25 protein-coding genes are annotated in these 26,931 nt (G+C 65.1%); 16 read left to right on the top strand and 9 right to left on the bottom strand.

Translation table 11 applies throughout. The features are described 5' to 3' along the window. The first annotated feature begins 117 nt into the window (after window positions 1-117). Window positions 118-804, top strand: coding sequence for a GntR family transcriptional regulator (locus RBB42_RS18360; RefSeq protein WP_305970997.1), 687 nt, complete (start codon window positions 118-120; stop codon window positions 802-804). Beyond that, the gene (locus RBB42_RS18355) at window positions 801-1,634 is read left to right on the top strand and encodes a GNAT family N-acetyltransferase (protein ID WP_305970998.1); all 834 of its coding nucleotides are present in this window, start codon (window positions 801-803) and stop codon (window positions 1,632-1,634) included. Before RBB42_RS18360 ends, RBB42_RS18355 begins: the two co-directional genes overlap by 4 nt. Window positions 1,635-1,638: 4 nt before the next feature. On the opposite strand, the gene RBB42_RS18350 is transcribed toward RBB42_RS18355, so the two are convergent. Continuing rightward, window positions 1,639-3,783, bottom strand: coding sequence for a DEAD/DEAH box helicase (locus RBB42_RS18350; protein WP_305970999.1), 2,145 nt, complete (start codon window positions 3,781-3,783; stop codon window positions 1,639-1,641). 671 nt (window positions 3,784-4,454) lie between these two features. Here RBB42_RS18350 and ilvD point away from each other — a divergent pair. Continuing rightward, on the top strand, window positions 4,455-6,296 hold the full coding sequence (ilvD, locus tag RBB42_RS18345) for a dihydroxy-acid dehydratase (protein ID WP_305971000.1): 1,842 nt from the start codon (window positions 4,455-4,457) through the stop codon (window positions 6,294-6,296). On the opposite strand, the gene RBB42_RS18340 is transcribed toward ilvD, so the two are convergent. From RBB42_RS18340 to fdxA, 8 genes are all read right to left on the bottom strand, one after another. After that, window positions 6,242-6,622, bottom strand: coding sequence for a GntR family transcriptional regulator (locus tag RBB42_RS18340; RefSeq protein ID WP_305971001.1), 381 nt, complete (start codon window positions 6,620-6,622; stop codon window positions 6,242-6,244). The genes ilvD and RBB42_RS18340 overlap by 55 nt on opposite strands. A gap of 12 nt (window positions 6,623-6,634) precedes the next feature. Next, window positions 6,635-6,970 carry a hypothetical protein gene (locus tag RBB42_RS18335; protein WP_305971002.1) on the bottom strand — a complete coding sequence of 112 codons (336 nt, stop codon included), beginning with the start codon at window positions 6,968-6,970 and terminating at the stop codon, window positions 6,635-6,637. A 484-nt stretch (window positions 6,971-7,454) separates the two neighbouring features. Continuing rightward, complete coding sequence (locus RBB42_RS18330) at window positions 7,455-9,815, bottom strand: Tex family protein (protein ID WP_305971003.1); 2,361 nt, start codon at window positions 9,813-9,815, stop codon at window positions 7,455-7,457. 104 nt (window positions 9,816-9,919) lie between these two features. After that, window positions 9,920-10,207 (bottom strand): SH3 domain-containing protein, encoded by a 288-nt coding sequence (locus tag RBB42_RS18325; protein WP_305971004.1) that lies wholly within the window; start codon window positions 10,205-10,207, stop codon window positions 9,920-9,922. Window positions 10,208-10,325: 118 nt separating this feature from the next. Further along, entirely contained in the window at window positions 10,326-13,400 is a 3,075-nt protein-coding gene (locus tag RBB42_RS18320; RefSeq protein WP_305971005.1) for an efflux RND transporter permease subunit, read from the bottom strand. Between the two features lie 4 nt (window positions 13,401-13,404). Beyond that, the gene (locus RBB42_RS18315) at window positions 13,405-14,448 is read right to left on the bottom strand and encodes an efflux RND transporter periplasmic adaptor subunit (protein WP_305971006.1); all 1,044 of its coding nucleotides are present in this window, start codon (window positions 14,446-14,448) and stop codon (window positions 13,405-13,407) included. 215 nt (window positions 14,449-14,663) lie between these two features. Next, window positions 14,664-15,473, bottom strand: coding sequence for a ferredoxin--NADP reductase (locus tag RBB42_RS18310; RefSeq protein WP_305971007.1), 810 nt, complete (start codon window positions 15,471-15,473; stop codon window positions 14,664-14,666). Window positions 15,474-15,484: 11 nt separating this feature from the next. Then, window positions 15,485-15,826 carry a ferredoxin FdxA gene (gene fdxA, locus RBB42_RS18305; RefSeq protein WP_305971008.1) on the bottom strand — a complete coding sequence of 114 codons (342 nt, stop codon included), beginning with the start codon at window positions 15,824-15,826 and terminating at the stop codon, window positions 15,485-15,487. Between the two features lie 123 nt (window positions 15,827-15,949). Here fdxA and RBB42_RS18300 point away from each other — a divergent pair, with 123 nt between their 5' ends. The 13 genes from RBB42_RS18300 to RBB42_RS18240 all read left to right on the top strand — a co-directional run bounded on the left by RBB42_RS18300 (window position 15,950) and on the right by RBB42_RS18240 (window position 26,718). Further along, window positions 15,950-16,240, top strand: a complete 291-nt coding sequence (locus RBB42_RS18300; RefSeq protein ID WP_305971009.1) for a DUF971 domain-containing protein — start codon at window positions 15,950-15,952, stop codon at window positions 16,238-16,240. A gap of 66 nt (window positions 16,241-16,306) precedes the next feature. Next, window positions 16,307-18,049: a fumarate reductase/succinate dehydrogenase flavoprotein subunit gene (locus tag RBB42_RS18295; protein WP_305971010.1), complete on the top strand. Its 1,743-nt coding sequence runs from the start codon at window positions 16,307-16,309 to the stop codon at window positions 18,047-18,049. Between the two features lie 21 nt (window positions 18,050-18,070). Then, window positions 18,071-18,313 (top strand): 4Fe-4S dicluster domain-containing protein, encoded by a 243-nt coding sequence (locus RBB42_RS18290; protein ID WP_043144807.1) that lies wholly within the window; start codon window positions 18,071-18,073, stop codon window positions 18,311-18,313. An 8-nt stretch (window positions 18,314-18,321) separates the two neighbouring features. Next, on the top strand, window positions 18,322-19,275 hold the full coding sequence (locus RBB42_RS18285) for a HEAT repeat domain-containing protein (protein WP_305971011.1): 954 nt from the start codon (window positions 18,322-18,324) through the stop codon (window positions 19,273-19,275). Between the two features lie 309 nt (window positions 19,276-19,584). After that, on the top strand, window positions 19,585-20,955 hold the full coding sequence (locus RBB42_RS18280; RefSeq protein WP_305971012.1) for an ABC transporter substrate-binding protein: 1,371 nt from the start codon (window positions 19,585-19,587) through the stop codon (window positions 20,953-20,955). Window positions 20,956-21,030: 75 nt separating this feature from the next. Next, the gene (locus tag RBB42_RS18275) at window positions 21,031-21,921 is read left to right on the top strand and encodes an ABC transporter permease (protein WP_305971013.1); all 891 of its coding nucleotides are present in this window, start codon (window positions 21,031-21,033) and stop codon (window positions 21,919-21,921) included. Continuing rightward, window positions 21,921-22,586 (top strand): hypothetical protein, encoded by a 666-nt coding sequence (locus RBB42_RS18270; RefSeq protein WP_305971014.1) that lies wholly within the window; start codon window positions 21,921-21,923, stop codon window positions 22,584-22,586. The genes RBB42_RS18275 and RBB42_RS18270 overlap by 1 nt, the downstream gene beginning before the upstream one ends. After that, window positions 22,579-23,415 carry an ABC transporter ATP-binding protein gene (locus RBB42_RS18265; RefSeq protein ID WP_305971015.1) on the top strand — a complete coding sequence of 279 codons (837 nt, stop codon included), beginning with the start codon at window positions 22,579-22,581 and terminating at the stop codon, window positions 23,413-23,415. The genes RBB42_RS18270 and RBB42_RS18265 overlap by 8 nt, the downstream gene beginning before the upstream one ends. Then, a complete protein-coding gene (locus RBB42_RS18260; protein ID WP_305971016.1) occupies window positions 23,412-24,002 on the top strand; it encodes an SCO family protein in 591 nt (196 codons plus the stop codon). The genes RBB42_RS18265 and RBB42_RS18260 overlap by 4 nt, the downstream gene beginning before the upstream one ends. Next, window positions 23,999-24,430: a copper chaperone PCu(A)C gene (locus RBB42_RS18255; protein WP_305971017.1), complete on the top strand. Its 432-nt coding sequence runs from the start codon at window positions 23,999-24,001 to the stop codon at window positions 24,428-24,430. Before RBB42_RS18260 ends, RBB42_RS18255 begins: the two co-directional genes overlap by 4 nt. Before the next feature lie 16 nt (window positions 24,431-24,446). Beyond that, a complete protein-coding gene (locus RBB42_RS18250) occupies window positions 24,447-24,995 on the top strand; it encodes a c-type cytochrome (protein WP_305971018.1) in 549 nt (182 codons plus the stop codon). Further along, window positions 24,992-25,717: a Crp/Fnr family transcriptional regulator gene (locus tag RBB42_RS18245; protein ID WP_305971019.1), complete on the top strand. Its 726-nt coding sequence runs from the start codon at window positions 24,992-24,994 to the stop codon at window positions 25,715-25,717. The genes RBB42_RS18250 and RBB42_RS18245 overlap by 4 nt, the downstream gene beginning before the upstream one ends. Further along, window positions 25,714-26,718, top strand: coding sequence for a YeiH family protein (locus RBB42_RS18240; RefSeq protein WP_305971020.1), 1,005 nt, complete (start codon window positions 25,714-25,716; stop codon window positions 26,716-26,718). Before RBB42_RS18245 ends, RBB42_RS18240 begins: the two co-directional genes overlap by 4 nt. The last annotated feature ends 213 nt before the right edge of the window (window positions 26,719-26,931 follow it).

Here is a 26,931-nt window from a genome sequence, read left to right as displayed (position 1 = left end):
GAACTCAAGTTCGTATACAATCCTGCGTGCAGGTCTGCGTCCCCCCGCACGCGCTTGTCCCCGGACCGCCGAATCGGAATAACGGAAGCAGATAGTTGGTCTTTGGCTCAGAGTGACATGAACAAGTTTGAAACGAAGCATTGGACCAGCGACACGGTGGCCGCGGATCTGGAACACGCGATTCATGAACACAGGCTGCCCCCGGGGACCAAGCTGGGCGAAGATGAACTGGCCGAGGCCTATGGCATCAGTCGCACCATCGTCCGTGCCGCCCTGCTCGCGCTGTCACACCGCCGACTGGTCGAGCTCAAACGCAACCGGGGCGCCTTTGTCGCGCAACCAACCGTGCGCGACGCGCGCGAGGTATTCGAGGCGCGCGCGCTGCTGGAACCGCGCACCGCGCATTCGGCGGCAGAGCGGATGACGGACGAGGACCTCTCGCTTTTGCGCAGCAACATCGCCAGCGAGCACGAGGCGCTCGACGCCGGAGAGAATGGTCGCGCCCTGTTCCTGTCCGGGCAATTCCACGTCGAGATCGCGCGCATCGCGGATCAGACCACGGTCCAGGGCTTTATATCAGAGCTGATTTCACGCTCGTCCCTCATCATCGCGCTCTATTGGCGGCGTCGGGCCGCCCTGTGCGAAACGCAGGCGCATCACGCACTGCTGGACGCCTTTGCCAACAGGGACGGCGCCCTGGCCGAGCAGTTGATGAAAAGTCACCTTCTGGATCTCGTGGCTTCGCTGGACCTGCGCAATGTCACGCAACCGCCCACTTCCCTGCGCGAGGCCCTGAAGAGATGACACAGCCGATTTGCCGAACCGCTACGCTGGATGAAATCGGGCTGATGCTGGATTGGGCCGCTGCCGAGGGGTGGAACCCGGGGCTGGCGGATGCCCGGGCATTTCACGCCGCAGACCCCGAGGGGTTCTTCGTGGCAGAGGCCGACAGCCAACCCGTTGCCGCGATTTCCGTCGCCAACCATTCGCCGCAGGTGGCCTTCCTTGGGCTCTACATCTGCCTGCCGGAATATCGTGGGCGGGGAATCGGCTACGCGCTGTGGACACACGCGCTGCCCCATGCCGGGGCACGCACCGTCGGGCTGGACGGTGTGCCTGCGCAAGAGGCGAACTATGCCAAGTCCGGCTTCGTGCTGGCCGGGCGCACCCGGCGCTTCGAAGGCAGCTTGGCCCCCAGCGATACATCACCGGTCCTTGCCACGGCCACCGATCTGGATGTCATTCGGCACCTGGACAGGGCGGCCAACGGCTATGACCGCCCCGCCTTCCTTGCGGAATGGACAGCGCAGTCGGACAGCCGAAAAACGGTCTTGCTGCGGACTTCGCGGGGCGTCACCGGATTTGCAACCGCGCGCCTATGCCGGGACGGCTGCAAAATCGGCCCGATTGTGGCCCCGACGACCGAAGAGGCGCTGACCTTGGCACGGCAAGGCGCCTCGGCGCTGAAGCGGACACGCGTCATCATCGACACACCCGATGCCCCCACTGGTCTGGGCCAGAGGCTGCAGGGCATGGGCTTCGAGGAAAGCTTTGCGACCGCCCGCATGTACCGCGGCACGCCCCCCTCGCCCGGCCCGACCCTGCAGGCCATTGCAACGATGGAGCTTGGCTAGCGGCTCAGCCGCGCCGGGGCGGCTCGTTGCCGCCCGCCCCCTTGCGAGGCTTGCCCGGCCCTTTCCCGGCAGCACCCGTACGCGGCTTGCCCGGCTTGCCAGACGCGCCCGGAGGCGTGAAACGCCTGGACGTGTCCGAGGCATGCGCCTTGGGCGCTCCAGGTTTGCGCGGAGCGCCTTCGGGTTTGGCGCCGCGCCCTTTCGGACCTGACCCACCCGGCTTGCCAAAGGCTTTGCCCCCTGGCTTGCCGCTCGGTTTGCCTGCGGGCCTGCCTTCGGATTTCGCCGCGTATTTCCCCTTGGGCTTGCCGGGGCCATCCTTGCTGGCTGCGGGCTTGCCGGGACGCCGTTCCTTGTGGGCCTCACCTTCAGGGCGCCTCGGTTTGCGCGCGGCCGGAGCCTCGGACGACACCGCTGCTGGCGCCTCGGTAGTCGGGGCAACCGGCGCCTCTGCCTTCGGCTCCGGGCGCGGCTTGGCCTTTGGACGGTCGTCCGGCCGGGCCGGTTTCTTGTGGCCTTGCGGGCGGTCGGGCTTGCGCCCGGCGGGCCCCGGCTTGCGCGGGGCAGAGGTGAACTCCGGCGCGCTGTCCAGTTTGCGGACCGTCACGCCCTCCTGCAGTTCCGCTCCTTCGCCAATCGCAGTCAGGAACCCCGGAACGCTGGCCTCGGCCAGTTCGACATAGCTTTCCGACTGCTGGATACGGATCGCACCGATGGCATCCTTGTCGAGATTGCCCACGCGGCACAAGAGCGGCAACAGCCAGCGCGGTTCGGCCCGGTCGCCCCGCCCGACCGACAGCGCAAACCATGTGCTGGGGCCGAAGGGCTTGCGCTCCTTGCGCTCGGGGCGCGCGTCGGGGTCCGCCAGGTCCTCGGGTGCGGACAGGCGTGCGCGGTGCAGCGCCAGGTAGGCTGCAGCGATCTTTTCCGGCCCGTGAAGGTCCAGCAAACGCGCGGCGAAAGCTGCCTGCTCGGGGGTGGTCTCTGCCTCCCAGACGGGATCGGCCAACAAGCGTTCCTCGTCCTTGCGCAGGATGTCATCAGCGGAGGGCGGAAAGATCCAGTCGGCCTCGATCTTGGCGAATTTCAGCAGGCGTTCTGCTTTCTTGGTGACTTTCGGCGGTACGATCAGGGCGGAAATCCCCTTGCGCCCGGCCCGCCCCGTGCGCCCGGAGCGGTGCAACAGCCCCTCGGCGTTCGAGGGCAGTTCGGCGTGGATCACCAGCTCCAGCTTGGGCAGGTCGATGCCCCGAGCGGCGACGTCGGTTGCCACGCAGACGCGCGCGCGCCCGTCCCGCATGGCCTGCAGGGCATGCGTGCGTTCGTTCTGGCTCAGCTCGCCGGACAGGGCCACGACGGAAAACCCCCGGTTCGTCAGGCGCGCGGTGAGCCGGTTCACCATCGCCCGCGTGTTGGCAAAGACGATGGCGTTCTGCGCGTCGTGAAAGCGCAGAAGGTTGATGATGGCGTTTTCCGCGTCCTGCTGGGCCACGCGCAGCGCCTGGTAGGCGATGTCGGCGTGTTGTGTGTCGCCGGTCAGCGTGGTCACCCGGACGGCATCGCGCTGATACTGCTGGGCCAGCTTGGCGATCATCGGCGGCACGGTGGCCGAAAACAGCAAGGTGCGCTTGTCCTCTGGCGCCTCGCCCAACATGAATTCCAGGTCCTCGCGAAAGCCGAGGTCCAGCATCTCGTCCGCCTCGTCCAGCACGATGGCACGCAGGCCGCTCATGTCCAGCGAGCCGCGCTGGATGTGGTCACGCAAGCGCCCGGGCGTGCCGACGACGATATGCGCCCCCCGGTCCAGCGCGCGGCGTTCGTCACGCATGTCCATGCCGCCGATACAGGTCGTCACCCGCGCGCCCGCCTTGGCGTAGAGCCAGCCAAGTTCGCGCATCACCTGCAGTGCCAGTTCGCGCGTCGGCGCGACGATCAAGGCCAAAGGCGCCGCCGCCGGTCCCATTGCCTCAGCTTCGCCCAGAAGGGTCGGCGCGATGGCAAGGCCAAAGCCCACCGTCTTGCCGGATCCGGTCTGGGCCGAGACCAGCAGGTCCTTGTCCTTGAGGTCGGGATTGGTGACAGCCTCCTGAACGGCGGTCAAAGTTTCGTAGCCGCGCTCGGACAGCGCATCGGCGAGGGCCTGGATCATGTTTGGAATCAGTCTGGACATTTGGGGCGCAGTTGCGCGGTCGGCCCGTGCCGACCGGCAAAGGCAAGCCTAGCCCATTATACCCTTGCGGGCCGGCTGTATACCTCTAATCGCGAAATATGCCCGCTCATTCCGCTGTGGCGTTCAGCAGCATGCCATGCGCCACCAAGGCGGGCCGGTCCTGGCGCTGTTTTTCGAAGGTGGACTTCAACTCCACGCGGACGCCCCCCGCTTGCCGAACATACGGACGCGGTTCTGACAGGACGGGTGCCGAGGGCGACCGACTGACCGACACCAAGGTAAACCGACGCGGCGCTGACCGGGCGGCCTCCTTGTCGTCGTCACCGAGCGGGCCCTTCCGTTGTGCCCCGTACAGCCGATGGGCTGATCATCGAGACGGCAGGGACGCCAGACGGCGGTTCGATGGTCCGGCTGCCAACTGGAGCTTCCTCCTTGCCCGCAGCGCCACTTCGGGGAAAGCAATGCGCGCCTGATGAACTCCGACTTCAAGAGCTGGACAGTTCCCTTGTTCCAGTGCCCGGCAGGTTCGACACAGATGACCGCGAGCCCGATTGCTCCGGCTCGCGGCCAAACAGAATGTTGCGCGATGGCCTTCCCGGAATTTCCGGAATAAGAGAACCGGCAACGTTTCATCGCGCGGGAAGGACAGCATGATACCCTATCGCTCCAAGACATCGACTTCCGGACGCAACATGGCCGGCGCCCGGGCCCTGTGGCGCGCCACTGGGATGAAGGATGGCGACTTCGGCAAGCCGATCATCGCCATCGTGAATTCCTTTACCCAGTTCGTGCCCGGCCACGTCCACCTCAAGGATCTCGGCCAGATGGTCGCCCGCGAGGTCGAGGCGGCGGGCGGCGTCGCCAAGGAATTCAATACCATCGCCGTGGACGATGGCATCGCGATGGGCCACGACGGGATGCTCTACTCGTTGCCGTCGCGCGAGATCATCGCCGACAGCGTGGAATACATGGTCAACGCGCATTGCGCGGATGCCATGATCTGCATTTCCAACTGCGACAAGATCACGCCCGGCATGCTGATGGCGGCCATGCGTGTCGATATCCCGGCGATCTTCGTCTCCGGCGGCCCGATGGAGGCCGGCAAGGTCAATGTCGACGGCAAGGACATCGCGGTCGACCTGGTGGACGCGATGGTGCAGGCGGCGAACCCCGACCTGAGCGACGAACAGGTCAATGCCTTCGAGGTCAACGCCTGCCCGACCTGCGGGTCCTGCTCCGGCATGTTCACCGCCAATTCGATGAACTGCCTGGCCGAGGCCTTGGGTCTTGCCCTGCCCGGCAACGGCTCGACCCTGGCCACCCACGCCGACCGCAAGGCTCTGTTCCTCGAGGCCGGGCGCCGGATCGTTGACCTGGCCAAGCGTCACTACGAGGGCGGCGACCGTTCGGTCACGCCGCGCGGCATCGCCACCCACGCCGCCTTTCAGAACGCCATGACGCTGGACATCGCGATGGGCGGTTCGACGAACACCGTCCTGCATCTGCTGGCCATCGCCCGCGAGGCCGAGGTCGATTTCACCCTGGACGACATGGACAAGCTGAGCCGCGTGACCCCCTGCCTCTGCAAGGTCGCCCCGGCCGTGGGCGATGTGCACATGGAAGACGTGCACCGCGCCGGCGGCATCTTCGGCATCCTCGGGCAGCTTGACGATGCCGGGCTGATCAACCGCGACGTCTCGACCGTGCATGTGCCCACCATCGGCGAGGCCATCGACCGGTGGGATATCGCGCGCACACAGGACAACAAGGTGCACGAACTGTTCAGCGCCGCGCCGGGCGGCGTGCGCACCACCGAGGCCTTCAGCCAGGCCAGCCGCTATCGCAGCCTCGACACGGACCGCGAAAACGGCGTCATCCGGTCCCAGGAACACGCCTTCAGCCAGGACGGCGGATTGGCCGTTCTGTTCGGCAACATCGCGCAGGAAGGCTGCGTGGTGAAAACCGCGGGCGTGGACGACAACATCCTGAAATTCAGCGGGCCGGCCAAGGTCTGCGAAAGCCAGGACGAGGCGGTGAACCGTATTCTCGGCAAGGACATCCAGGCCGGTGACGTGGTCATCATCCGCTACGAAGGCCCGCGCGGCGGGCCGGGGATGCAGGAAATGCTCTACCCGACCAGCTACCTGAAATCCATGAAGCTGGGCAAGGCCTGCGCCCTGATCACAGACGGCCGTTTCTCTGGCGGCACCTCCGGTCTGTCGATCGGTCACGTCTCGCCCGAAGCCGCCGAAGGCGGCAACATCGGCCTGCTGGTCGAAGGCGACATGATCGAGATCGACATCCCCAACCGGACGATCAACGTGGCGCTCAGCGACGAGGAGCTGGCATCGCGCCGCGCCGAGATGGAGGCCAAGGGAGACGTCGCCTGGAAGCCCGCCAAGCCGCGCAAGCGCAAGGTCAGCCGCGCGCTCAGGGCCTATGCCTCGCTGGTGGCCAACGCCAGCCACGGGGCGGTCCGCCTGGACCCGTGATCGCCTGAAATCACGGGAAACAGATGCGCCCCGAACCGGACTGCCGGTTCCGGGGCGCGCTCGATCTGCCGGAGCCGAAGGGGCCGGTCCCGCCCCACCGCAACTTGACCTCGATCTTCATCCTGTCGCCCCGGGTAGATCACGTTGGCCAGCAGGAAGATGGCGCCGTTCCGGTTGACCGCCGTCCGCGGCACGCGGGCAATCGGGACGCCGATCGAGATGTTCGACGGAGAGGCGGTTTCCGGGTCCGCCACCCCGATGGTGACGATCTGGCTTGCATTCACCACCGTCTGGCCCGGCAGATCCGCTACCGGACGTATGGCCATGGTGTAAGTCTCTTACGGGATCAGGTTGCAGGGGCGTTCCTCGACGTAGACATCGGCCAGCGGACAGGTCGTCGCGGCCGTGCCTGCGCATGAGAGGCCGGTAGGTCTTTCGCCGTCGTGGCGGGGCAGTTGCGCGCCCCGCTGATCGTCCAGGACCTTGGTCACCACTTTGTCCCGCGCGATCGGCGGGTCAGTCCAGTCGGTCTTGACCTCGCACCAGAGGTCGCGCTTGGGGTGTTTTACGACAAAGGTGCCCATGGCCCCGTAGCGCTCGATCGGGCCCTCCTTTTCGAGGATGCCCCGCGACTGGCAGGTCGTGATCGGCGCCGCGCCACATCCATCGGTCAATTCCTAGACCGTGGGAACCTTCTAACCCACCTCCCACGCTCCGCTGACGAAACTGTCTGGCAAGCTGGATGTATCGCGACAGGTCGCTGTCTTGCAGCGTCTTCACGGTTGCGATTTCAGACGTTATTCCGGCCATCGCGCCCCCTCAGCCACTGTCTCACAGGGGTCGAGGGAGTTAGCCGCAATCGCGCCAGCGGAAACCAAGCTGGCCCGGCACGCAAATCACCGCCACTTGGCCGCTCCCGAAGCCACCCGCCGTCAGGGCAGGATCCTTGACCTCCAGCCGAACCATCGACGCGCGGACCTTGGCCTGCCATCCCTCGGTCGCGGCCACCCTAGGGGCCGGTCTCGCCGGCTTCGATGCCGACAGGATCGCGCGGATGTTCGCAAGCGGGCCGCCGCACAACCGGAGTGACGGGGATGGCGACCGGGATGGCACGCGATTTAGACAGGCGAAGGGGCGATACTTGCCGCCCCCTTGCCCTTATTTCTTCTTCATCGCCGCCATCAAGGCATCGCCCAGAGCGCCCTGCCCGCCGGACTTGCCCCCGGATTGACCGCCCGACTGGCCGCCCGACTGGCCGCCCCCATGACGCCCCCCCTGCTTGGGCGGGCGTCCCTTGCCACCGGCACCGGCCGTCTTGCCCTTCGGCCCGGAGTCGCGACCCGAGGTCTGGCGATCGCCTCCGTCCTTGCGCATCGACAGGCCGATCCGCTTGCGCGGAATATCCACTTCCGTTACCCGCACGCGGACGACGTCACCGGCCTTGACCACCTCGTGCGGGTCCTTGACGAAGCGGTCGGCCAGTTGGCTGACGTGCACCAGACCATCCTGGTGGACGCCAACGTCCACAAAGGCGCCGAAGGCCGCGACGTTCGTCACCGTTCCTTCCAGCATCATGCCCGGCTTGAGATCCTTGATGTCCTCGACCCCGTCGGCAAAGCTGGCGGTCTTGAACTCGGGGCGCGGGTCACGGCCCGGTTTTTCCAGTTCCGACAGGATGTCCCGCACCGTCGGCAGGCCGAACCTGTCATCGACGAAATCCTCGGCCCGCAGACCGCGCAGCGCGGCAGGCTGGCCCATGATCGAACGGATGTCCCGACCACAGGCCGACACGATCCGGCGCGCCACATCGTAGGCTTCGGGATGGACCGAAGAGGCATCCAGCGGCTCGTCGCCCTCGCGGATGCGCAGGAAACCGGCGCATTGCTCGAAGGCTTTGGGACCAAGGCCGGACACCTTGAGCAGCGCCTTGCGTGACGGAAAAGCCCCCGTCGCATCGCGATGCGCCACGATGGCCTCTGCCAGGCGCGGGCCCAGTCCGGCAACATGCGCAAGCAAGGGCGCCGAGGCGATGTTCAGATCGACGCCCACGGCGTTCACCGCATCCTCGACCACCGCTTCCAGCGCCTGCGCCAGGCGGCGCTGGTCGACGTCGTGCTGGTACTGGCCGACGCCGATACTTTCCGGTGTGATCTTGACCAGCTCGGCCAGCGGATCCTGAAGGCGCCGCGCGATGGACACCGCCCCGCGCAGGGAGACGTCCAGATCGGGAAACTCTTTCGCCGCCAGTTCAGAGGCCGAGTAGACGGAAGCCCCGGCCTCGGAAACCACAACCTTGGTGGGTTTCTTTCCTTCGACCAGTTTCAGCGTGTCGGCCACCATGCGCTCTGTCTCGCGGCTGGCGGTGCCGTTGCCGATGGCGATCAGCTCGACCCCGTGCCTTTTCACCATGCGCAGGATTGCCTCCTGCGCCCCGCGCAGGTCCATGCGCGGCTGAAATGGGTACAGGGTCGCCGTCTCGACCAGCTTGCCAGTGGCATCGACCACTGCCGCCTTGACCCCCGTCCGGATGCCCGGGTCCAATCCCAGGGTCGGGCGATTGCCGGCGGGCGCTGCCAGCAGCAGATCCTTGAGGTTGCGGGCAAAGACGCCGATCGCCTCTTCGTGCGCGCGGCGACGCAGGTCGGTCAGCAGATCGACGTACATCGACAGAGACAGCTTGACGCGCCATGTCCAGCCCGCCGCCTCGCGCAGCCATTGGTCGCCCGGCCCGTCGCCGGGAATGCCGATGGCGGTGCAGACGATGCCGACGGCGCGGGTCGCGCCCTCTTCGCCCTCTGGCGCGATCTCGATTGTCACCACCTCTTCCTTGGCCGCGCGCAGAATGGCCAGCGCCCGGTGGCCCGGGATCTTGGCCCAGCTTTCGCGGTGATCGAAGTAGTCGCTGAACTTGGCGCCGGCCTCTTCCTTGCCCGGCTGCACGCGCGCGGTGATGACCGCCTCGCGCATCATGTAGTCGCGCAGCCGCCCCAGCAGGTCGGCGTTCTCGGTGAGTTCTTCGGCCAGGATGTCGCGCGCGCCTTCCAGCGCGGCCTTGACCGTCTCTACCGCCTCACCGGTATATCCCTCGGCCAGCTTGGCCGGGTCCGCACCGCGGTTTTCCTCGATCGCGCGCAAGAGCGGTTCCAGCCCGTTTTCGCGGGCGATCATCGCCTTGGTGCGGCGCTTGGGCTTGTAGGGAAGATAGATGTCTTCCAGCGTCGCCTTGGTGTCGGCCTGCGCGATGGCGCGGGCAAGGTCATCGGTCAGCTTGCCCTGCCCCTTGATCGACTCGAGGATCGTGGCGCGCCGCGCCTCCATCTCGCGCAGGTAGGTCAGGCGGTCGGCCAGGGTGCGCAGCTGTGTGTCGTCCAGCCCCCCTGTCACCTCCTTGCGGTAACGGGCGACGAAAGGCACCGTCGCCCCTTCGTCCAGCAGCCCGACCGCTGCGGTGACCTGTGCCGCGCTGGCGGCGATCTCGGTGGCGATGGTGCGGGCGATGCGGTCGGCGGTGTTGCTCACTTGCGTCCTCCAGGTCTGCGGTACGCCGTCTTAGCCAAGCGCGCGAGCCTCGCCAAGAGACATCGCCGCGTTCGGCCAAGATCGCGGTTTTCCGCTGGGTCGGATCAGGGGGCCGACAGGTAATCGGCCGAGACATAGCCCGTCACGGCAGGTGCGTCGGCCAGCGAGACCCGGCACCAGAGCTGGCCCATTTCGGTCACGCAATCGCGGCGTACAAGCTCGGTGCCGTCCGGCAGGCCCAGTTTGACCTTGTAGCCCAGCCCCGGCCCATAACGCAGCTTCAGCAGTTCGTCTGGGCCCGCGCCTTTGACCACGGTGCGCCCTCCCGTGACGGCGCTGCAACTGGCGGCAAGCAAAAGGGCGCCAAAGATCGCAAATTTCTGTCTGCTCATGTTCCGGCCTCTGTCGTTTCTTGTTTTCCCTCCTTGCCGTGCCCGGCAGGGGGTCGCAACAGGATCACGCTTTTTCGGGCCGGGGTCGAGTCCCCCGTGCCCGCGCCGGGCGGCGGCCTCAGGCGGCCGCCGCTTTTGCCTCTTTCCGGGCCCGCGCGTCGGCTTTGCGCGCGCGGGGGAAGAAGCTGTAGTAGAACACCGGTGCCGCGACCAGGGTCAGGACAGAGGCAAAGCCGAGGCCGCCCATGATCGTCACCGCCATCGAGGCAAAGAAGGCATCCGACAGCAGCGGTATCATGCCCAGGATCGTCGTCGCCGCAGCCAGAACCACGGGCCGCAGACGCGATGTGGAGGCATCCAGCACCGCCTTTCGGAATGGCACGCCCTCGGCCCGGACCAGGTCGATTTCCTCGACCAGGACGATGCCGTTCTTGATCAGCATGCCCGACAGGCTGAGCAGGCCCAAAAGCGCGGTGAAGGAGAACGGCAAGCCCGTCCCCAGCAGGCCCAGCGCAACGCCGTTCACGCTCATCGGCACCAGCAGCCAGATGATGACAGGCTGGCGGATGGTTCCGAACAACAGGACGGAAATCAGCACCATGATGATCAGGGACAGCGGCAACTGCTTGCCCAGCGAGGATTGCGCCTCGGTCGAGCTTTCGTATTCGCCGCCCCATTCAAGGATATAGCCTTCGGGCAGTTCGATGGCTTCGACCGCGTCACGCACCTGGGCAAAGACGCTGGAGGCGTTCACCCCCGCGGGCACCCCCGCCTGGACAGAAATCGTCGGCACCCGGTCACGCCGCACCAGGAAGGTGTTCTGGGCTTCCCAGGCGAAACCGTCGGTGATCTGCGCAACGGGAATATAGGTGCCCGCCGCCGCCGAATAGACCGGCAGGTCGACAAGATGGCCCGCGCCTTCGCTTTGCGCCGTGTCGGTGCGCATGATGATCGGGATCAGACGGTCGGCCTCACGGTAATAGCCGACCTGCAGACCGTCGGTGCCAAGCGTCAGCGCCTGCGCCAGGGCCTCGCGGGTGACGCCCGCAGCCTTGGCCCGTTCATCGGCAAAGCGCGGCACGATCACCAGTTCCCGTTCGCGCCAGTCCGTCCGCAGGTCCTGCAACTGGTCGGAGGCGCCCCTCAGCACGGTTTCCGCCTGTTCCGCCAACTGGCGCAGCACCACCGGATCCGGCCCCGAGAACCGCGCTGCGATGGGCGCCCCACCGCCGGGACCGAAGGCCAGCCGCTCGGTGCGGAATTCACCCGAGGTCAGCGTGCTGCGGCCAAAGGTTTCCAGATCGGCCCGCAATTGCGGGATCTGTTCCAGGCTTTCGGCCCGGATGATCAGGTGACCATAGGTCGGCAGCGCCTCTTCGGGGGCATAGGTCAGCATGAAACGCGTCGCGCCACCGCCGATGAACGTCGCCACCGAGGTCACGTCGTCACGTTCCGCCAGCCAGTTTTCCAACAGGGTCATGTCGTCCGACACCTGATGGATGCTGGACCCCTGGGGCAGCTTGTAATGGACGTAGAACAGCGGCGTGTTCGAGTCCGGAAAGAACTGCTGCTTGACCTGACCAAAGCCGATGTAACACAGGACCGTCACGCCGATCAGCGCCAGGATCACCAGGTGACGCAGGGTCAGCGCCGCGGACAGGACCGCGCGGTAGGCCCGGAAAAGCGGCCCGCCGTAGTGGTCGCCGTCGTCACCGGCCCCGACCTTGAAGAAGTAATGCGCCAGAAGCGGCGTCGCCGTGATGGCCAGAACCCACGACAGCAGCAACGAAATCCCGATCACCGCAAACAGCGAGAACAGGAATTCCCCGGTCGCGTCGGGCGACAGGCCGATGCCGGCAAAGGCCATGATGCCGATCACGGTCGCGCCCAACAGCGGGGTCTGGGTCTTGCTGGCGACATCCTCGGCGGCAGCGCGGGCGGTTTTGCCCTTGGCCATGTCGCCCTGCATGCCCTCGGCCACGACGATGGCGTTGTCCACCAGCATCCCCATCGCGATGATCAGCGCCCCCAGCGAAATCCGCTCCATCTCGATCCCGAAGATCGCCATGAGGAAAACCGTCCCCACGACGGTCAGCAGCAGCGTGGCGCCGACGACCACGGCCGCCCGCCACCCCATGAAGAGCGCCAGCACGACCACCACGATGGCCACGGACATCGCAAGGTTCAGCAGAAAGGCGTTCGAGGCCTCGTCGACCACGACATGCTGTTGATAGATCGGGTGCAGTTCCACCCCGGCGGGCACATCGCGCATGATCTCGGCCAGCCGCGCATCCACGCTCTTGCCGACTTCGACGATGTTCAGATCGGCCTTGCCCGCGACCCCCAGCGTGAAGGCTTCCTGCCCCTGAAAGCGGATGATCTCTGTCGGGTCCGTGACGCGCGACCGCGTGACCGTCGCGATGTCCAGAAGATCGATCACGTCACCGCCGACACCGATGGTGAGGTTGGCGATGTCCAGAACCGTATCGCTGCCGCCGGGCGCCTGCAGGCGAACGTCCTGCGCCGGGTAGGACACGCTGCCCGCCGGGGTGCGCGTGTCGGTGCTGGACAAGGCCGCACCGATGCTGTCCGGCGCGATCCCCAGGTTGGTCACGATGGAGGTGCGCGCATCGACGTAGATCGCCTCGGATGGCAGCCCGGCCACAGCCACGTCGGCCACCCCGTCCACCGCCAGCAGCTCGCGCCGCAGGTATTCCGAGATCTCGTGCACCTCGGCATCCGTGAACCCCGGCGCCGTCACCGCGTAGAAGACGCCGAACACGTCGCCGAAGGTGTCGTTGACGATGGGCTGCCCCGCTTCGGGCGGCAGGTTGCGCCGGGCATCCTCGACCCGGTTGCGCAGCTTGGTCCAGATGGCGGGCAGTTCGGAGCCGTCGTAGGTGGATTCGATGTTGACCGAGATCCGGCTGACGCCCGGCTTGTTGGACGAGGTGATGAAGTCGATCTCGCCCATCTTCTGGATCTCGGATTCGATGGGCTCCGAGACCTCGCGCGCCACCTGCTCGGCAGAGGCACCGGGGTATTGCGTGATGATGATGGCGTTCTTGATCGTGAAGGCGGGGTCTTCGAGGCGGCCGATCGTCGAGAATCCCCAGATGCCGCCCAGAAGGCAGCCCAGCATGAGGAGCCAGGTGATCAGCGCCTTGTCGATGGAGGCGCGCGCGATGGACATGGGCTTACTCCCCGATCCGGGTGAAGCGGCGCACGGACTGGCCGTCGCGCAGTTGCGATGCGCCGGTCATCACGATCTGCGTCCCGTCGGCGGGCCCCTCTGTCATGTAGAGCTTGCCGTCGTCGTGCAGTTCGATCCGGACCGGGGTGCGCCGCACGGTGCCATCGTCGAAAACCATGACAGAGGCCTTGCCGGCCGCATCGTAGACAAGCGCCGTGGCGGGCAGGATCACGCCGTCGGGCGCGGCACCTTCAAGGGTGGCAAAGACGGTCACGGACGCGCCGGGAAAGACGAAGTTGCCCGGGCTTTCGGCAAAGCCGAGGGTGATCCGGTAAGTCTGTCCCACGCTGGATGTTTCCGTCTCGAACTCCCGCATTTCCAGCGGGTAGGTCGCATTGTCCCCAGGAAACTGGGCAACAAAGGTTACATCCGCCTTGACACCCGCCTGGCGGAACAGAACCTCCGGCACCTGGATGTCGACGCGCAGTTCCGAAACATCGTGCAGCCTGACCACCGGCGTTCCGGGAGAGACCGTCTGGAAATTCGCGACCAGCCGCCGCGCGACAAGGGCGTCGAAAGGCGCCTTCAGGGTGGCGTGTTCCAGATCGTCCTGCGCGCTTTCCAGCGCGATTTCGGCCAGGCGCAGCTGGGTTTCGGCATCGCGGACCTGGACGGCGGACACCGCCTGTCCGCTCAGGCTCTCAAGCCGTTCCGCGTCGCGCTGTGCCTTGTCGTAATTCGCCTGCGCCTGGGCAACGGCTCTTTCATAGCCGGAAATATCCAGTTGCGCGACCAGCTCGCCCTTGGGCTTGGATGTACCCTCTTCGGCATCGAGAATCTCGAGCTGCCCCCCAACCTGAAAGGCGAGGTCGACAGTCTGGCGCGCAGTCACCTGGCCGAAGAACTGGCGGCGCTGCACGACCGGCCGCGACGAAAGCTCCATCAGCTTGACGGGTTTCGGAGTGTCGGGAACGGCCTGCTCCTGCGCCGCAACGGCGATGGGAAGGATCAGGGCAATGAGTGATAGAGCGGAAACAAGATGGCGCATGGTGCTTTTTTCTGTCGAAAGAGGGAGCCGGCTGCCTGCAGGTAGGCGACACGACCAGAAAAAGCAAACCGCTTAGTTCAGTTTTTTTTGTTGACGAAGGGGGGCAGCCCCCAGAAATTCGGTACCCGAAACGTATTTTCCGGCATCGCGGCGCTCTGCAAGGCCGCGGGACCGGGGCAACGGGGCCGTCCCCGCCCCGGCCGCGATGCCGCCCCTCAGTCCAGAAACGCCTTCTCGACCACGAAATGACGCGGCGCTGAATTGGCTCCTTCTTCCAGCCCGTGTGCCTCGCACAGGCCGATGATGTCCTTGTTGAGCGCGAGGTTGCCGCAGATCATCACCCTGTCCGCTTCCGGCGACCAGGCCGGCAGGTCCAGCGCTGCAAAGACGCGCCCGTCGCGGATGTGATCACTGATCCTGCCTTCGATGTCGGACGGGTCGCGAGTGGTCGTTGGATAATACCGCAGCTTGTCGCCAACCAGTTCCCCGATCAGCGGATCCTCCGGCAGGGCGGCAACGATTTCAGCGCCATAGCCCAGTTCGGCCCTTGTGCGGCAGGTATGGGCGACGATCACCTGATCATAACTTTCCCAGGTCTCGGGGTCACGCAGGAGCGAGGCAAAGGGCGCGATGCCTGTGCCGGTGCAGATCATCCACAGCCGCTTGCCCGGCAAGAGCGCGTCCAGCACCAGCGTCCCCACCGGCTTGGGCCGCAGGATGATCTGGTCGCCCGCCTCGATCCTTTGCAGGCGCGAGGTCAGCGGACCGTCGGGCACCTTGATCGAATAGAACTCCAATTCGTCATCCCAGGCAGGCGAGGCAATGGAATAGGCGCGCAAGAGCGGCTTTTCCCGCCCGGTTTTCTCATCGGTCTGCATCAGTCCGATCATGACGAACTCGCCCGAACGAAAACGCAGGCTGCGCGGGCGGGTGACACGGAACGAAAACAGCGTGTCACTCCAGTGCTTGACTGCCGTGACCGTCTGGGCGTCGGGCAGGATTTTAGCAGGGGTTGCGATGTTCATGGCGTGTCTCCTCAGGCGGCTTCGGTGGCGGGATTCTCGGAAAACTGGTTGGCCAGCTTGTCCGGCTTGCCGTCCATCTCATCGGCAGTCGGCAGCGGTTCCTTTGCCTCCAGGATCACCGGCCAGAGCGCCGCGTACTTGGCGTTGAAGGCCACCCATTGCTCCATTCCGCCTTCGGTATCGGCGCGGATCGCATCGGCGGGGCACTCGGGTTCGCAGACACCGCAGTCGATGCATTCCTCGGGGTCGATCACCAGCATGTTCTCGCCCTCGTAAAAGCAATCCACGGGGCAGACCTCGACGCAGTCGGTGTATTTGCAGGCGATGCAATTGTCTGTGACGACATAGGTCATGGGGGCGTTCCTTTTTGATGCCTCTCTGGATTGCCGCAACGCAGCACCCTCGTCCGTCAACTAATTGCTATTTCCCGAACCCCCGTTTCGGCAGCCTGTCCCCTGCACGACAGGAGTGGACTGATGATCGAACAGATGATGACGGATGCCGGCGGAAAAACCCTGACGGTGACCTGGGAAGACGGCAGGGAAAGCCGCCTTTCGGCCGAGGAATTGCGCGCAAACGCCCGTGATGCATGGACAAAACGGGAAATGATCGACACCGGCACGGTCACCGTGGCGCCCGGACTGACCATCACCGGCATTCATCCGGCGGGCGGCTACGGCGTGAACCTCTGGTTCTCTGACGGGCACGACAAGGCGATCTTTCCTTTCGTCTACCTGCGCGAACTTTCCGACGCCCACGACAACTAATTGACATAACCCTTGCCGCACTGCGGCGCAGGCTGATCCCGACACAGAATTCAAGGAGCCCCTGGCATGGACGAGATTCTCGACGGTCTGACCCAGATCGACTGCGACATCCTGGTGATCGGCGGCGGCACGGCCGGACCGATGGCCGCGCTGAAGGCCAAGAAGAAGAACCCCAAGGCCAACGTGGTGCTGCTGGACAAGGCCAACGTGAAACGGTCGGGCGCGATCTCGATGGGCATGGACGGGCTGAACAACTCGGTCATTCCGGGCTATGCCACGCCCGAGCAGTACACCAAGGAAATCACCGTCGCCAATGACGGCATCTGCGACCAGGCAGCGATCTACCGATATGCCTCGGAATGCTATGGCATCATCCAGGAACTGGATGATTTCGGCATCCGTTTCCAGAAGGACCAGAACGGCGAATACGACGTCAAGAAGGTGCACCACATCGGCACCTACGTCCTGCCGATGCCCAACGGCGACACGGTCAAGAAGGCGCTCTATCGCCAACTGCGCAAGGCGCGCATCAACATCGTCAACCGCTACATGGCCACCCGCCTGCTGACCGGCGAGGGCCGCATCGCGGGCGCGGTCTGCGTCAACACGCGCACGGCGGAATTCCTGGTGGTGCGGGCCAAGGCCGTCATCATGGGGCTGGGCGCCGCCGGGCGGCTGGGCCTGCCGACCTCGGGCTATCTCTATGGCACCTACGAGAACGCGTCGAATTCGGGCGAAGGCTATGCGATGGCCTATCACGCAGGCGCGGGCCTGGCGAACCTGGAATGTTACCAGATCAACCCGCTGATCAAGGACTACAACGGTCCCGCCTGCGCCTATGTCGCCGGTCCGATGGGCGGCTACACCGCCAACGCCCAGGGCGAACGCTTTATCGAGTGCGACTACTGGTCGGGCCAGATGATGCAGGAATTCTACGACGAACTGCAGGGCGGCAAGGGGCCGGTCTACCTCAAGCTCAACCACCTGGCGGAGGAAACGATCAGCGAGATCGAGCGCGTGCTGCACATCGTCGAACGCCCGACCCGCGGGCATTTCCACAAGGGCCGCGGCACCGACTACCGCAAGCAGATGATCGAGATGCATATCTCGGAAATCGGCTTCTGCTCGGGGCATTCCGCCTCCGGCGTCTTTGTCGACGAACATGCGCGGACGACGATCCCCGGCCTCTACGCGGCGGGCGACATGGCGAACGTGCCGCACAACTACATGCTGGGGGCTTTTACCAATGGCGCCTTTGCCGGTCTGGACGCGGCCGATTTCATCGCAGACGTCGACTTTGCCGCCTATGACGAGGCCGAGGTGGAGGCGGAGCGCGCGCGCGTCCTGGCCCCGACCAAGCGCGACGATGGCATCCCGCCCAACCAGATCGAATACAAGACACGCCGCCTGGTGAACGACTATCTGCAACCGCCCAAGGTGACGGCCAAGATGGAACTGGCCCAGCAGCGTTTCGAAGAAGTCCGCGAGGACATGGAACAGGGCATGTACGTCCGCGACTCGCACGAACTGATGCGCGCGCTCGAGGCCTCTTCGATCTTGGATTGCGCCGAAATGGCGGCCAGCGCCTCGCTCTACCGCACCGAAAGCCGCTGGGGTCTGTATCACAACCGCGTGGAATACGACCGCGATGACGAGAACTGGTTCTGCCACACGATCCTGACAAAGGGCGACGACGGCAAGCCCGCGCACCGCAAGCAGGAAGTGAAACCCTACATCGTGGAAATCGCCGAAGACGAGAAGGACGCCTACAACAACCAGCGCGTCGGTGCCTCGGTCGCGGCGGAATAACGAACAGAAGGAGACAGACAGATGCCTCTCGCCCAGACCGCGACCACCGTCCCCGTCACCGTGAATGCCGATCTCTGCATCGCCGACAAGGGCTGCACCGTCTGCGTGGATGTCTGCCCGCTCGACGTGCTGCGCATCGCCGAGACCGAGGACGGATCCAAGACGGCCTACATGAAATACGACGAATGCTGGTACTGCATGCCCTGCGAGGCCGACTGCCCGACCGGCGCCGTCACCGTGAACCTTCCCTACCTGCTGAAGTGAGGACCAAGATGAGCGGATTGTTCGAAGACTTCGACGACATCGCGGACCTGGCTGAGGGACTGGACGATCCGGTGCCCGGCGCGCGGATCATGGCGGTGATCGACCTGACCGACAGCGCCGATCCGGCGGCCATCCCCTACCTGGCCCGCGCCATCGCGGACGAGGACGCCGGCGTGCGCAAGCAGGCCGCGCAGGGGCTGACCGATTTCGACGGGCCAGAGGTGGCCGCGGCGCTGGTCTCTGCGCTGAACGATCCTGACCCCGCGGTGGTGGCCGCGGCCTCGGTGTCCCTGACGGAACTCAAGGATCCGACCTCGGGGGATGCAATCCTGCCGCACCTGGACGACGGTGACGAGGTCAAGCTGACCGCCTGCCTTGCCGGAATCAAGGAATTGCGCCGACCAGAGGCCATGTCGCCCGCCATCGCGGCGCTGAAACACGCGGCCCCCGGAGTGCGGGCGCAGGCGGTGGGCGTGATCGGCTGGCTGCAGGATGAGACCTCGTTGCCCGCGCTTCAGGAGGCCGCGCATGATACGGATGTCAACGTGCGGCGCACGGCGCTGGCGGCGATGGGGTTCTCGCAGTCAGAGGCCGCGCAGTCGGCCCTGATCGCGGCCCTGACCGACCCGGAATGGATCGTGCGCGAGGCGGCGGCGGAAACGCTGGCGAAATCCGGCGGCGTGTCCTGCATCCCTGCGCTGCGCGGGGCATTGTCGGATGACTACTGGCAGGTGCGGCTGAAAGCCGTGCGCTCTTTGGGCAAGCTGGGCGCAACCGAGGCCGCGATGGAAATCGCGCCAATGATGGACCTGCCCGTGCCCAACCTGCGCAAGGAATGCGCCGCCGTTCTGGGCGAACTCGCAGTGCCGGCAACGGCCTCGTACCTTAAGAAATATGCCGACGACAACGACCCGGACGTACGCAAGAACGTGCGTTGGGCGCTGGAGCGAATGGCCGCCTGAAACCGCGCTCCCCTACTGAAATCGCTGCATTTTTAATCCTCCCGGGCATTGCTCCCCGGGGGGCTTTTCCGCTGGAAATCTCCAAACTAACCAATTGCTTTAAAACGATAATTTTATACGCGATTCGCAAATCCCCGGTCCGAATTTCGGCGTCTTGGCAGTCATGCACCTCAAATCAAGCACAAAAACAGGGCAATTTCGGAATCCGGGCCTCAAGCCCCTCCGCGACCTTTTACAGGAGGCGTTGTAGGGCCGGATACTGCTGGAGGAACGATCGACGACTTCTCGGAAACTCACAGGAGAGACGTGATGAAGACCTTCCTCAAGACCACCCTTACGAGTACAGCCCTGGCCAGCTTCGCATTCGCGGCATGGGCCGAAGAGATCACGATTGCGATCGGCCACCAGTCGATGTGCACCGACACCTACACGGCGGGCATCGTCGTCAAGGAACTCGGCCTGCTGGAGAAACACCTGCCGACCGACGGCGCATATGCCGATGCGGAATGGGACATCACCTGGTCCGATTACAGCTCTGGCGGGCCGATCACCAACCAGATGCTGGCCAATAAGCTGAACATCGGCGTGATGGGCGACTATCCCCTGATCGTGAACGGCGCCAAGTTCCAGGAGACCGACAGCCTGCGGTCGATCTATGTTGCCGGCACCGGCTACAACCTCAAGGGCTCGGGCAACGCCATCGTCGTGCCGGTCGACAGCGACATCTATTCCATCGACCAGCTGCGCGGCAAATCGGTCTCGACTCCGGTCGGTTCGGCGGCCTGGGGCATGCTGCTCAAGGCGATGCAGGACAACGACATGCCCGCCGGTGAATACGTCCTCAAGAACCAGAGTCCCGCCGTGGGGGCCGCAAATATCGCCGCCGGCAAGATCGACGCGCACAGCGATTTCTGCCCCTGGTCCGAGATCATGGAATTCCGCGGCACGGGTCGCAAGATCTACGACGGATCCGAGGCCGGCGTGCCCTACCTGCATGGCGTCGTCGTCCGCGAGGATTTTGCCGAAGAATATCCGGAGGTCGTCGAGGCCTTTTTGAAGGCCGTGATCGAGGCCGGTGAGTGGATCCGCGAAGACCCGATGCGCGCCGTGACCGAGATGGAAACCTGGACCGGGGTCGAGAAGGAGGTCCTGTACCTTTACTTTTCCAAAGGCGGACACCTGACGCTGGACCCGACGATCAAGACCGAATGGGTCGATGCGCTAAAGTTCGACCACGGTGTCCTGGTGCGCGAAAAAGCGATCCCGCCGCTGGATTTCGATGCCTGGATTACCGAGGACTACATCAAGGCCGCCTATGCCGACATGGGGCTGGACTACGAGGCCGACAAGGCAGCGACGGTCGACCCGAAAGAGGCCAATGCCGGGCTTCCGGCCGAGATCTGGCATGCGCGTGACGGAGTCTCGACCTACGAGACCATGCCCGAATTCCTTGCCGCCGTGGCCGCGATGCAGGGCACCGGGGCCAAGCTGAACGCCACCTATGTCTACGACAGCGAGACCGGGCTGAAGCTCTTTGGCAAGACGGCCTTCTGGGTCAAGGCGGGCGAGGACTACGCCACCTTCCTGCGCAAGGGCGAGGCCGAGGCCCATGCCGCGAACCATTCCGGCGAGGTCATCACCTTTGACGCCGCCATCGCGGATTTCACCACCGAGGGCTGATCCCTTCCCCTCCTGATCAGGCCCGGGGCGGAGGTCCCGCCCCGGGCGTGCAGCAAGCTCCACCGGAGGCCAGCCATGTCCCAAGCGCTGAAGACGACAGAGACCCCACCCGAAACCGCCACGCCTGAACCGGCAGTCCCGGCCAGCCCCGCGCCACCGGCGTCCCGGCCAGCCCTTCGCCTGCCCCGGATCAGTGCCGCGCAGTTCGGCAACCTCGGCCTGATCGCGCTGTCATTGACGCTGGGCGTGCTGGCCTGGCACCTCTTGACCGCCAACAACGTGGATTTCTACATCAATTTCCAGAATGTGCCTTCTCCCTGGCGCGTCTTTGATGCCTTCGTCGCGCATGTGCAGACCGGGATTTTCTGGACCCATATCGGCGTTTCGATGCGCCGTATCCTGATCAGCTATTCACTGGCCTGCGCCCTTGGCATCGGGATCGGCCTGGTGATGGGCCGCTCGCACCTCGCCCGCGCGCTGATCATGCCCTACATCGAAGTCGTGCGCCCCATTCCCGCCGTCGCCTGGATCCCGCTGGCGATCCTGATGTGGCCGACCGAGGAAAGCTCGATCATCTACATCACCTTCCTCGGCGCGCTCTTTCCCATCGTTCTGAACACGCTGCACGGGGTCGAGCAGACGCCCGAAGTGCTGGTGCGGGCCACGCAATCACTGGGCGCCTCGCGCTGGGACGTGTTCCGGCACGTCGTCATACCGGCCGCCCTGCCCTCGATCGCGGCGGGTCTGGCCATCGGCATGGGGGTCAGCTGGTTCTCGCTCCTGGCCGGAGAGATCATCTCGGGGCAATATGGCATCGGTTATTTCACCTGGAACGCCTACAGCCTGATCAACTACCAGGACATCGTCGTCGGCATGCTGGTGATCGGTTTCCTTGGCACCGGCTCGACCGCGGCGGTCAAGCTGCTGACCGCGCCGATGCTGGCCTGGCAGAAGAGGACGCGGTGATGGCGCCCCTGTCCATCATCGCCAACGAGGCCCGGCGCCGCTGGCGGCACCTGCTGCTCTGGGGAGTCCTCTTTGCCCTGCTGCACCAGGTCGCGATGTTCGCCGCGCTCTTGCTGCGGTTCCGCGCCTGGCCCAACTACGTCACCTTCTACGACTGGCCCGGCAACGTGCTGCACATCGTCCGCTCCACGCCATCGGTGCGCGACATGGTCGGGATCATCCGCGAAGAGTGGCTGATCGAGATCGGGCGCATGAACTACGACTACGGCACCGGCATTTCCGAGTGGAGCCTGAACATCATGCCCTCGCGCCTGCTGGTGCTGTGCCTGCTCGGAGCCTTGGTGGGGCTGGCCTTCTCGCTCTTGCACCGGACGGCCTGCGCTTCTGGCGCCCGGAACGGTCTCAGGGCGACAACCGGGCTGGGCGCCTTCCTCGTGGCGCTGACCAACGTGACGATGAGCTGGGTTGTCTGCTGCGCCACACCGTCCTGGGTGGTCGGCCTGGCGATGCTCGGCCTCGGCACCACGACCTCGCTGGCGCTGGAACGCTCCGGCCCGCTGCTGTCGGTCTTGGGCTTCGGCCTGCTGACGGCGCTGATCCTCTACCTCGCGTGGCGCAAATCGCGCCCCGCACAACAGTCAAAGGGAGTCCCGGCCCATGCTTGATATCCTGAAATTCAAGGCCCCTCATCAACGCGACGACATCGGCAAGGGGCGCATCGAGGTCAAGGATGTCTCGATCACCTTCGGCAAGGGCAAATCGGCCTACCGTGCGACCGAAACCACCGACATCACCATTGAGGCGGGCGAATTCGTCTGCATCCTCGGGCCGTCCGGCTGCGGCAAGTCCACGCTGCTGAACGCCATCGCAGGCTACGTCGAGCCATCGACAGGCGCGGTTCTGGTCGACGGCAAGGAGGTTCGCAAACCTGGCCCGGATCGCGGCATGGTCTTTCAGCAATATTCGCTGCTGCCATGGAAGACGGTCTATGAAAACGTGGCCTTCGGCCCCCGCATGGCCGGGCATTCCCGCACCGAATCCGGCTCGACCGCCAACACGTTTCTGGAACTCGTGGGGCTGAAGAAATTCGGCGATCGCTACCCGGCGGAACTGTCCGGCGGGATGCAGCAGCGGGTCGGCATCGCACGGGCACTGGCAAATTACCCCTCGGTCCTGCTGATGGACGAACCCTTTGGCGCGCTCGATGCCCAGACCCGCCTGATGATGCAGGAAAGCCTGCTGGACATCTGGCGCAAGTTCGGCACCACGGTCGTCTTCGTCACCCACGACGTCGACGAGGCGGTGTTCCTGGCCGACCGCGTCCTGATCATGAGCGCGGCCCCCGGGCGCATCATCGAGGACGTGCGCATCGACCTGCCCCGCCCGCGCTCGACCGACATGGCCACCGACCCGGCCTACATGCAGGCCCGCCAGCACTGCCTTGCCACAATCAAGGCCGAAAGCCGCAAGTCCTTTGAAAGCCAGAACGCATGAGACGCCTTGCCATTCTCCTGTCGCTGATCGCCGCGCCGCTGATGGCCCAGGTCCAGGGCGTCGAACTGGACGAACCCGTGGCCCTGCCCGCCTTTCATCTGGACAATGACATGGGCGAGACCCTGGACAAGGTCGCCCTGACCGGACGCTGGACGCTGGTGATGTTCGGCTTTCTCTCCTGTCCCGATGTCTGTCCCTTCACCCTGGGCAACCTCGAGGCCGCGGTGGCGGAGACCTCGATGCGGGTGCGGCCGGACAATGTTCCACAGGTGGTCTTCGTCTCTGTCGATCCGGCACGGGATGCCGGAACGGTCAGTGATTATGCGCGCTATTTTCACCCCGATTTCCGGGGCTTCACCGGCACGCGCGACCAGATCGACACCCTGATCGAAGCGACGGACAGTTTCTATCGCCTGATGAAACCGGATGCCTCGGGCTACTACGAGGTGCAGCACAGTTCCGCGGTCTCGGTGATCGCACCGGACGGCACGTTGCGGGCCAAGCTGCAGCCACCTTTTGACCCCGGCGCCACCGCCGAATTCCTGGCCCGTCTGCAGATCGCCTACCGCAGGAGCCTGAACCAATGAAACCCCTTGCTGTCCTTGTCCTTGCGCTGATGATGCCCCTTCCTACCTCTGCCGGCGACCTGGTGGTATCGGGCGCCTTCGTACCAATGGCCCCGCCGGGTGTCATGGCCCATGCGGCCTATTTCCAGCTGACCAACGACGGGACCGAAACGCGCCGCCTGATCGGGGTCCGCGCCGAGGGATACGCGATGGCACATCTGCACCGCTCCGACGACATGGGAGACGTGGCGACCATGTCGGCGGTGGATGCGATCGACATCGCCCCCGGTCAGAGTATCGTCTTCGCCCCGGGCAGGCTGCACGTCATGCTGATGCATCCTGCCGCGATGCAGGCAGAGGGCAACACGGTCTTGCTTACCCTGTCGTTTGCCAACGGGGACACCCTGGCGGTGCAGGCTCCGGTCAGACGGTTGCGGCATGGGTCCTAAAGCCACGTTCTTCCCCATGGTATTGGCATTGGCCGCACCGGCCTGCGCCGATTTCGACGCAGAGGCCTTTCCGCCCTACGAACGCTGCGCGCTCTGCCACGGGCTGTTCGGGGTTTCGGCCAGTGCCCGCTTTCCCAACCTCGCGGGGCAGGAACCGGTCTACATCGATAACCAGGTCCGGGCCTTCCTGTCCGGTGACCGTCACAACGACGGGGGCCAGATGTCCAGCATCGTGACCGAGCTGAAACCGGAAGAGATCGCGGTGGTGGTCGAATGGTTCGCAACCCAGGACCCGCCCGGCCCGGCACCCGAAGGGAATGCCGAGGGCCGCGCCCTTTATGAGGCGCGGAACTGTGGCGACTGCCATGACGCCGAAACCTCCTATCTCGGCGTGCCGCATCTCACTGCACAGCACGCGGATTACCTGGCCAAGCAGATGCGGGATTTCCGCGATGGCACGCGCGGTACACACCTTGGCTGCCTTCCCCACGGGCCGATGATGCCTGACGACGACAGCGAAATCGCAGCCATTGCCGCCTACCTTGCCTCGGTGCCGCGCCCATGAGCGACGAGACCGATATCGACAACACCAGCCCCGGCGCGATCTACCTGTCGGAGTATTTCCTGGAACTTAACGAGGGCGCCGGGTTCCTCGCCAGCCTGTCCCCGGACCAGCGCAAGAAAGTCCGCAAGCTTGGCACGCGCTGCAGCTTTGCCAAGGGGGAAGGAATCTTTCACCAGGGCGCGGCCCATACCGGCGTCTGGGTCATCGAGGAAGGCCGCGTGCGGACATTCTACACCGGCCCATCGGGGCGTGAGATCACCCTCGCCTACTGGAGCCCGGGTCATTTCGTCGGCGGACCAGAGGTCTTTGGCCGCGGCCGCCACGTCTGGTCGGCGGATGCATTGGAAGATTGCCAGCTGCTGTTTCTGTCCGGAACCAGCCTGCACCACCTTGTCCGCGAAGTGCCCGAAGTGGCGATTGCGGTGATTGACGGGCTGGTGGCCAAGGGCAAGAGCTATTCCGCGCTGATCCAGATGCTGGGCACGCGCACCGTGTCCGAGAGGCTGCGCCAACTGCTGGTCATCCTCGCCGATGCACATGGGCGTGAGGAAGGTCAGACCATCGTCGTGGACCGGACATTGACCTATGAACAGATCGCCGCCATCGTCGGCGCCACCCGGCAATGGGTCACGCAATCGCTGGACAAGTTGAAATCCGCCGGAGTTCTCGAAATAACGCGCAGCGAGATCATCATCCACAACCTCGAAAGCCTCGAAGAATGAACCTGACGCGCGTCTCGCCGCCGTTGTCGACCCTCCGCGCCCGCACCCAAGAGCACCTGCCCGGTGTCGCGGTGGCGGGCGTCATCAGCATTGCCGCCTTTGCCATCGCCGCGCGCTACGACGCGCCGGTCATGCTGTTCGCGCTGTTGCTTGGCATGGCCATGTCCTTTCTGGCCGAGGATGAACGCACCGCGATCGGGATCCGGCTGGTGGCCTCGACGGGGCTGAAACTGGGCGTTGCCCTGATGGGTCTGCGCATCTCCTTCGAGCAGCTGTTCGACCTCGGCCCCGCTGTCTTCCTGCTCATCCTTCTGGGCAGCGCAAGCACGATCCTGCTGGGCTTGGCCATCGGGCGGGCGATGGGCTGGTCCGGGTCGGCGGCTCTGATCGCCTCCGGGGCGGTCGCGATCTGCGGTGCCTCTGCCGCCCTGGCACTGGCCTCTGTCACGCGTGGATTTCAGGGCAAGGACGATCACACACTGCTGGTCATCATGACGGCGACGGCCCTTTCGACGGTGGCGATGATCTTCTACCCGGTCCTTCTCGGGCTGGCGGGGTTCGGCTTGCAGCAGGAGGGTATCATCCTGGGCGCCTCCATCCACGATGTCGCGCAGGTGATCGGGGCCGGGTTCTCCGTGTCTGAAACCACAGGCGAGACCGCCACTCTGGCCAAGATGACCCGCGTCGCGATGCTGCCTGTCCTGCTCTTGCTGGTGACGGCCGGGACAGGACAGGGGCGCGGCGGTTTTCGCCTGCCCTGGTTCGTCGTCGCCTTCGTCGTCCTGATGGTGCTCAACCAGCTGGTCGCCCTGCCCGCCGAGGTCATCGACGGCAGCAAGACGCTGTCCGGCGCGCTGTTGGTGACGGCCGTTGCCGCTTTGGGCCTTGGCAGCGCCCCCCGGAAACTGCTGCGCGCCAGCGGTGGGGCATTTGCCCTGATGGCCGGCCTGTCGTTCTGGCTGCTGGCGGTTGCCGCGCTGGGTGTCTGGCTCTGGGCCTGATCGCCCCCTCTGCGCAGGACCGTGTTTGGCCCTCGACACTCGGAACTGCGAACAGGCGAAGAGCTGCGGCTGATCCTTGAGAAGTCCGACTCGCGGATCCTCCGGTCCTTGCCGTAGAGCGCGCGGTATTCGTCTTATTTGCCGAACGCCTGTCGCCCGACATAGTCGATACGCCTCTCTGCCGGCATGCCGTCAGCGAGCTGAACCCGCCGG

This window comes from Mameliella sp. MMSF_3455 (assembly GCF_030733205.1).
In the GTDB taxonomy this organism is placed as follows: domain Bacteria; phylum Pseudomonadota; class Alphaproteobacteria; order Rhodobacterales; family Rhodobacteraceae; genus Antarctobacter.
This window is presented reverse-complemented; position numbering and strand designations above follow the sequence as displayed.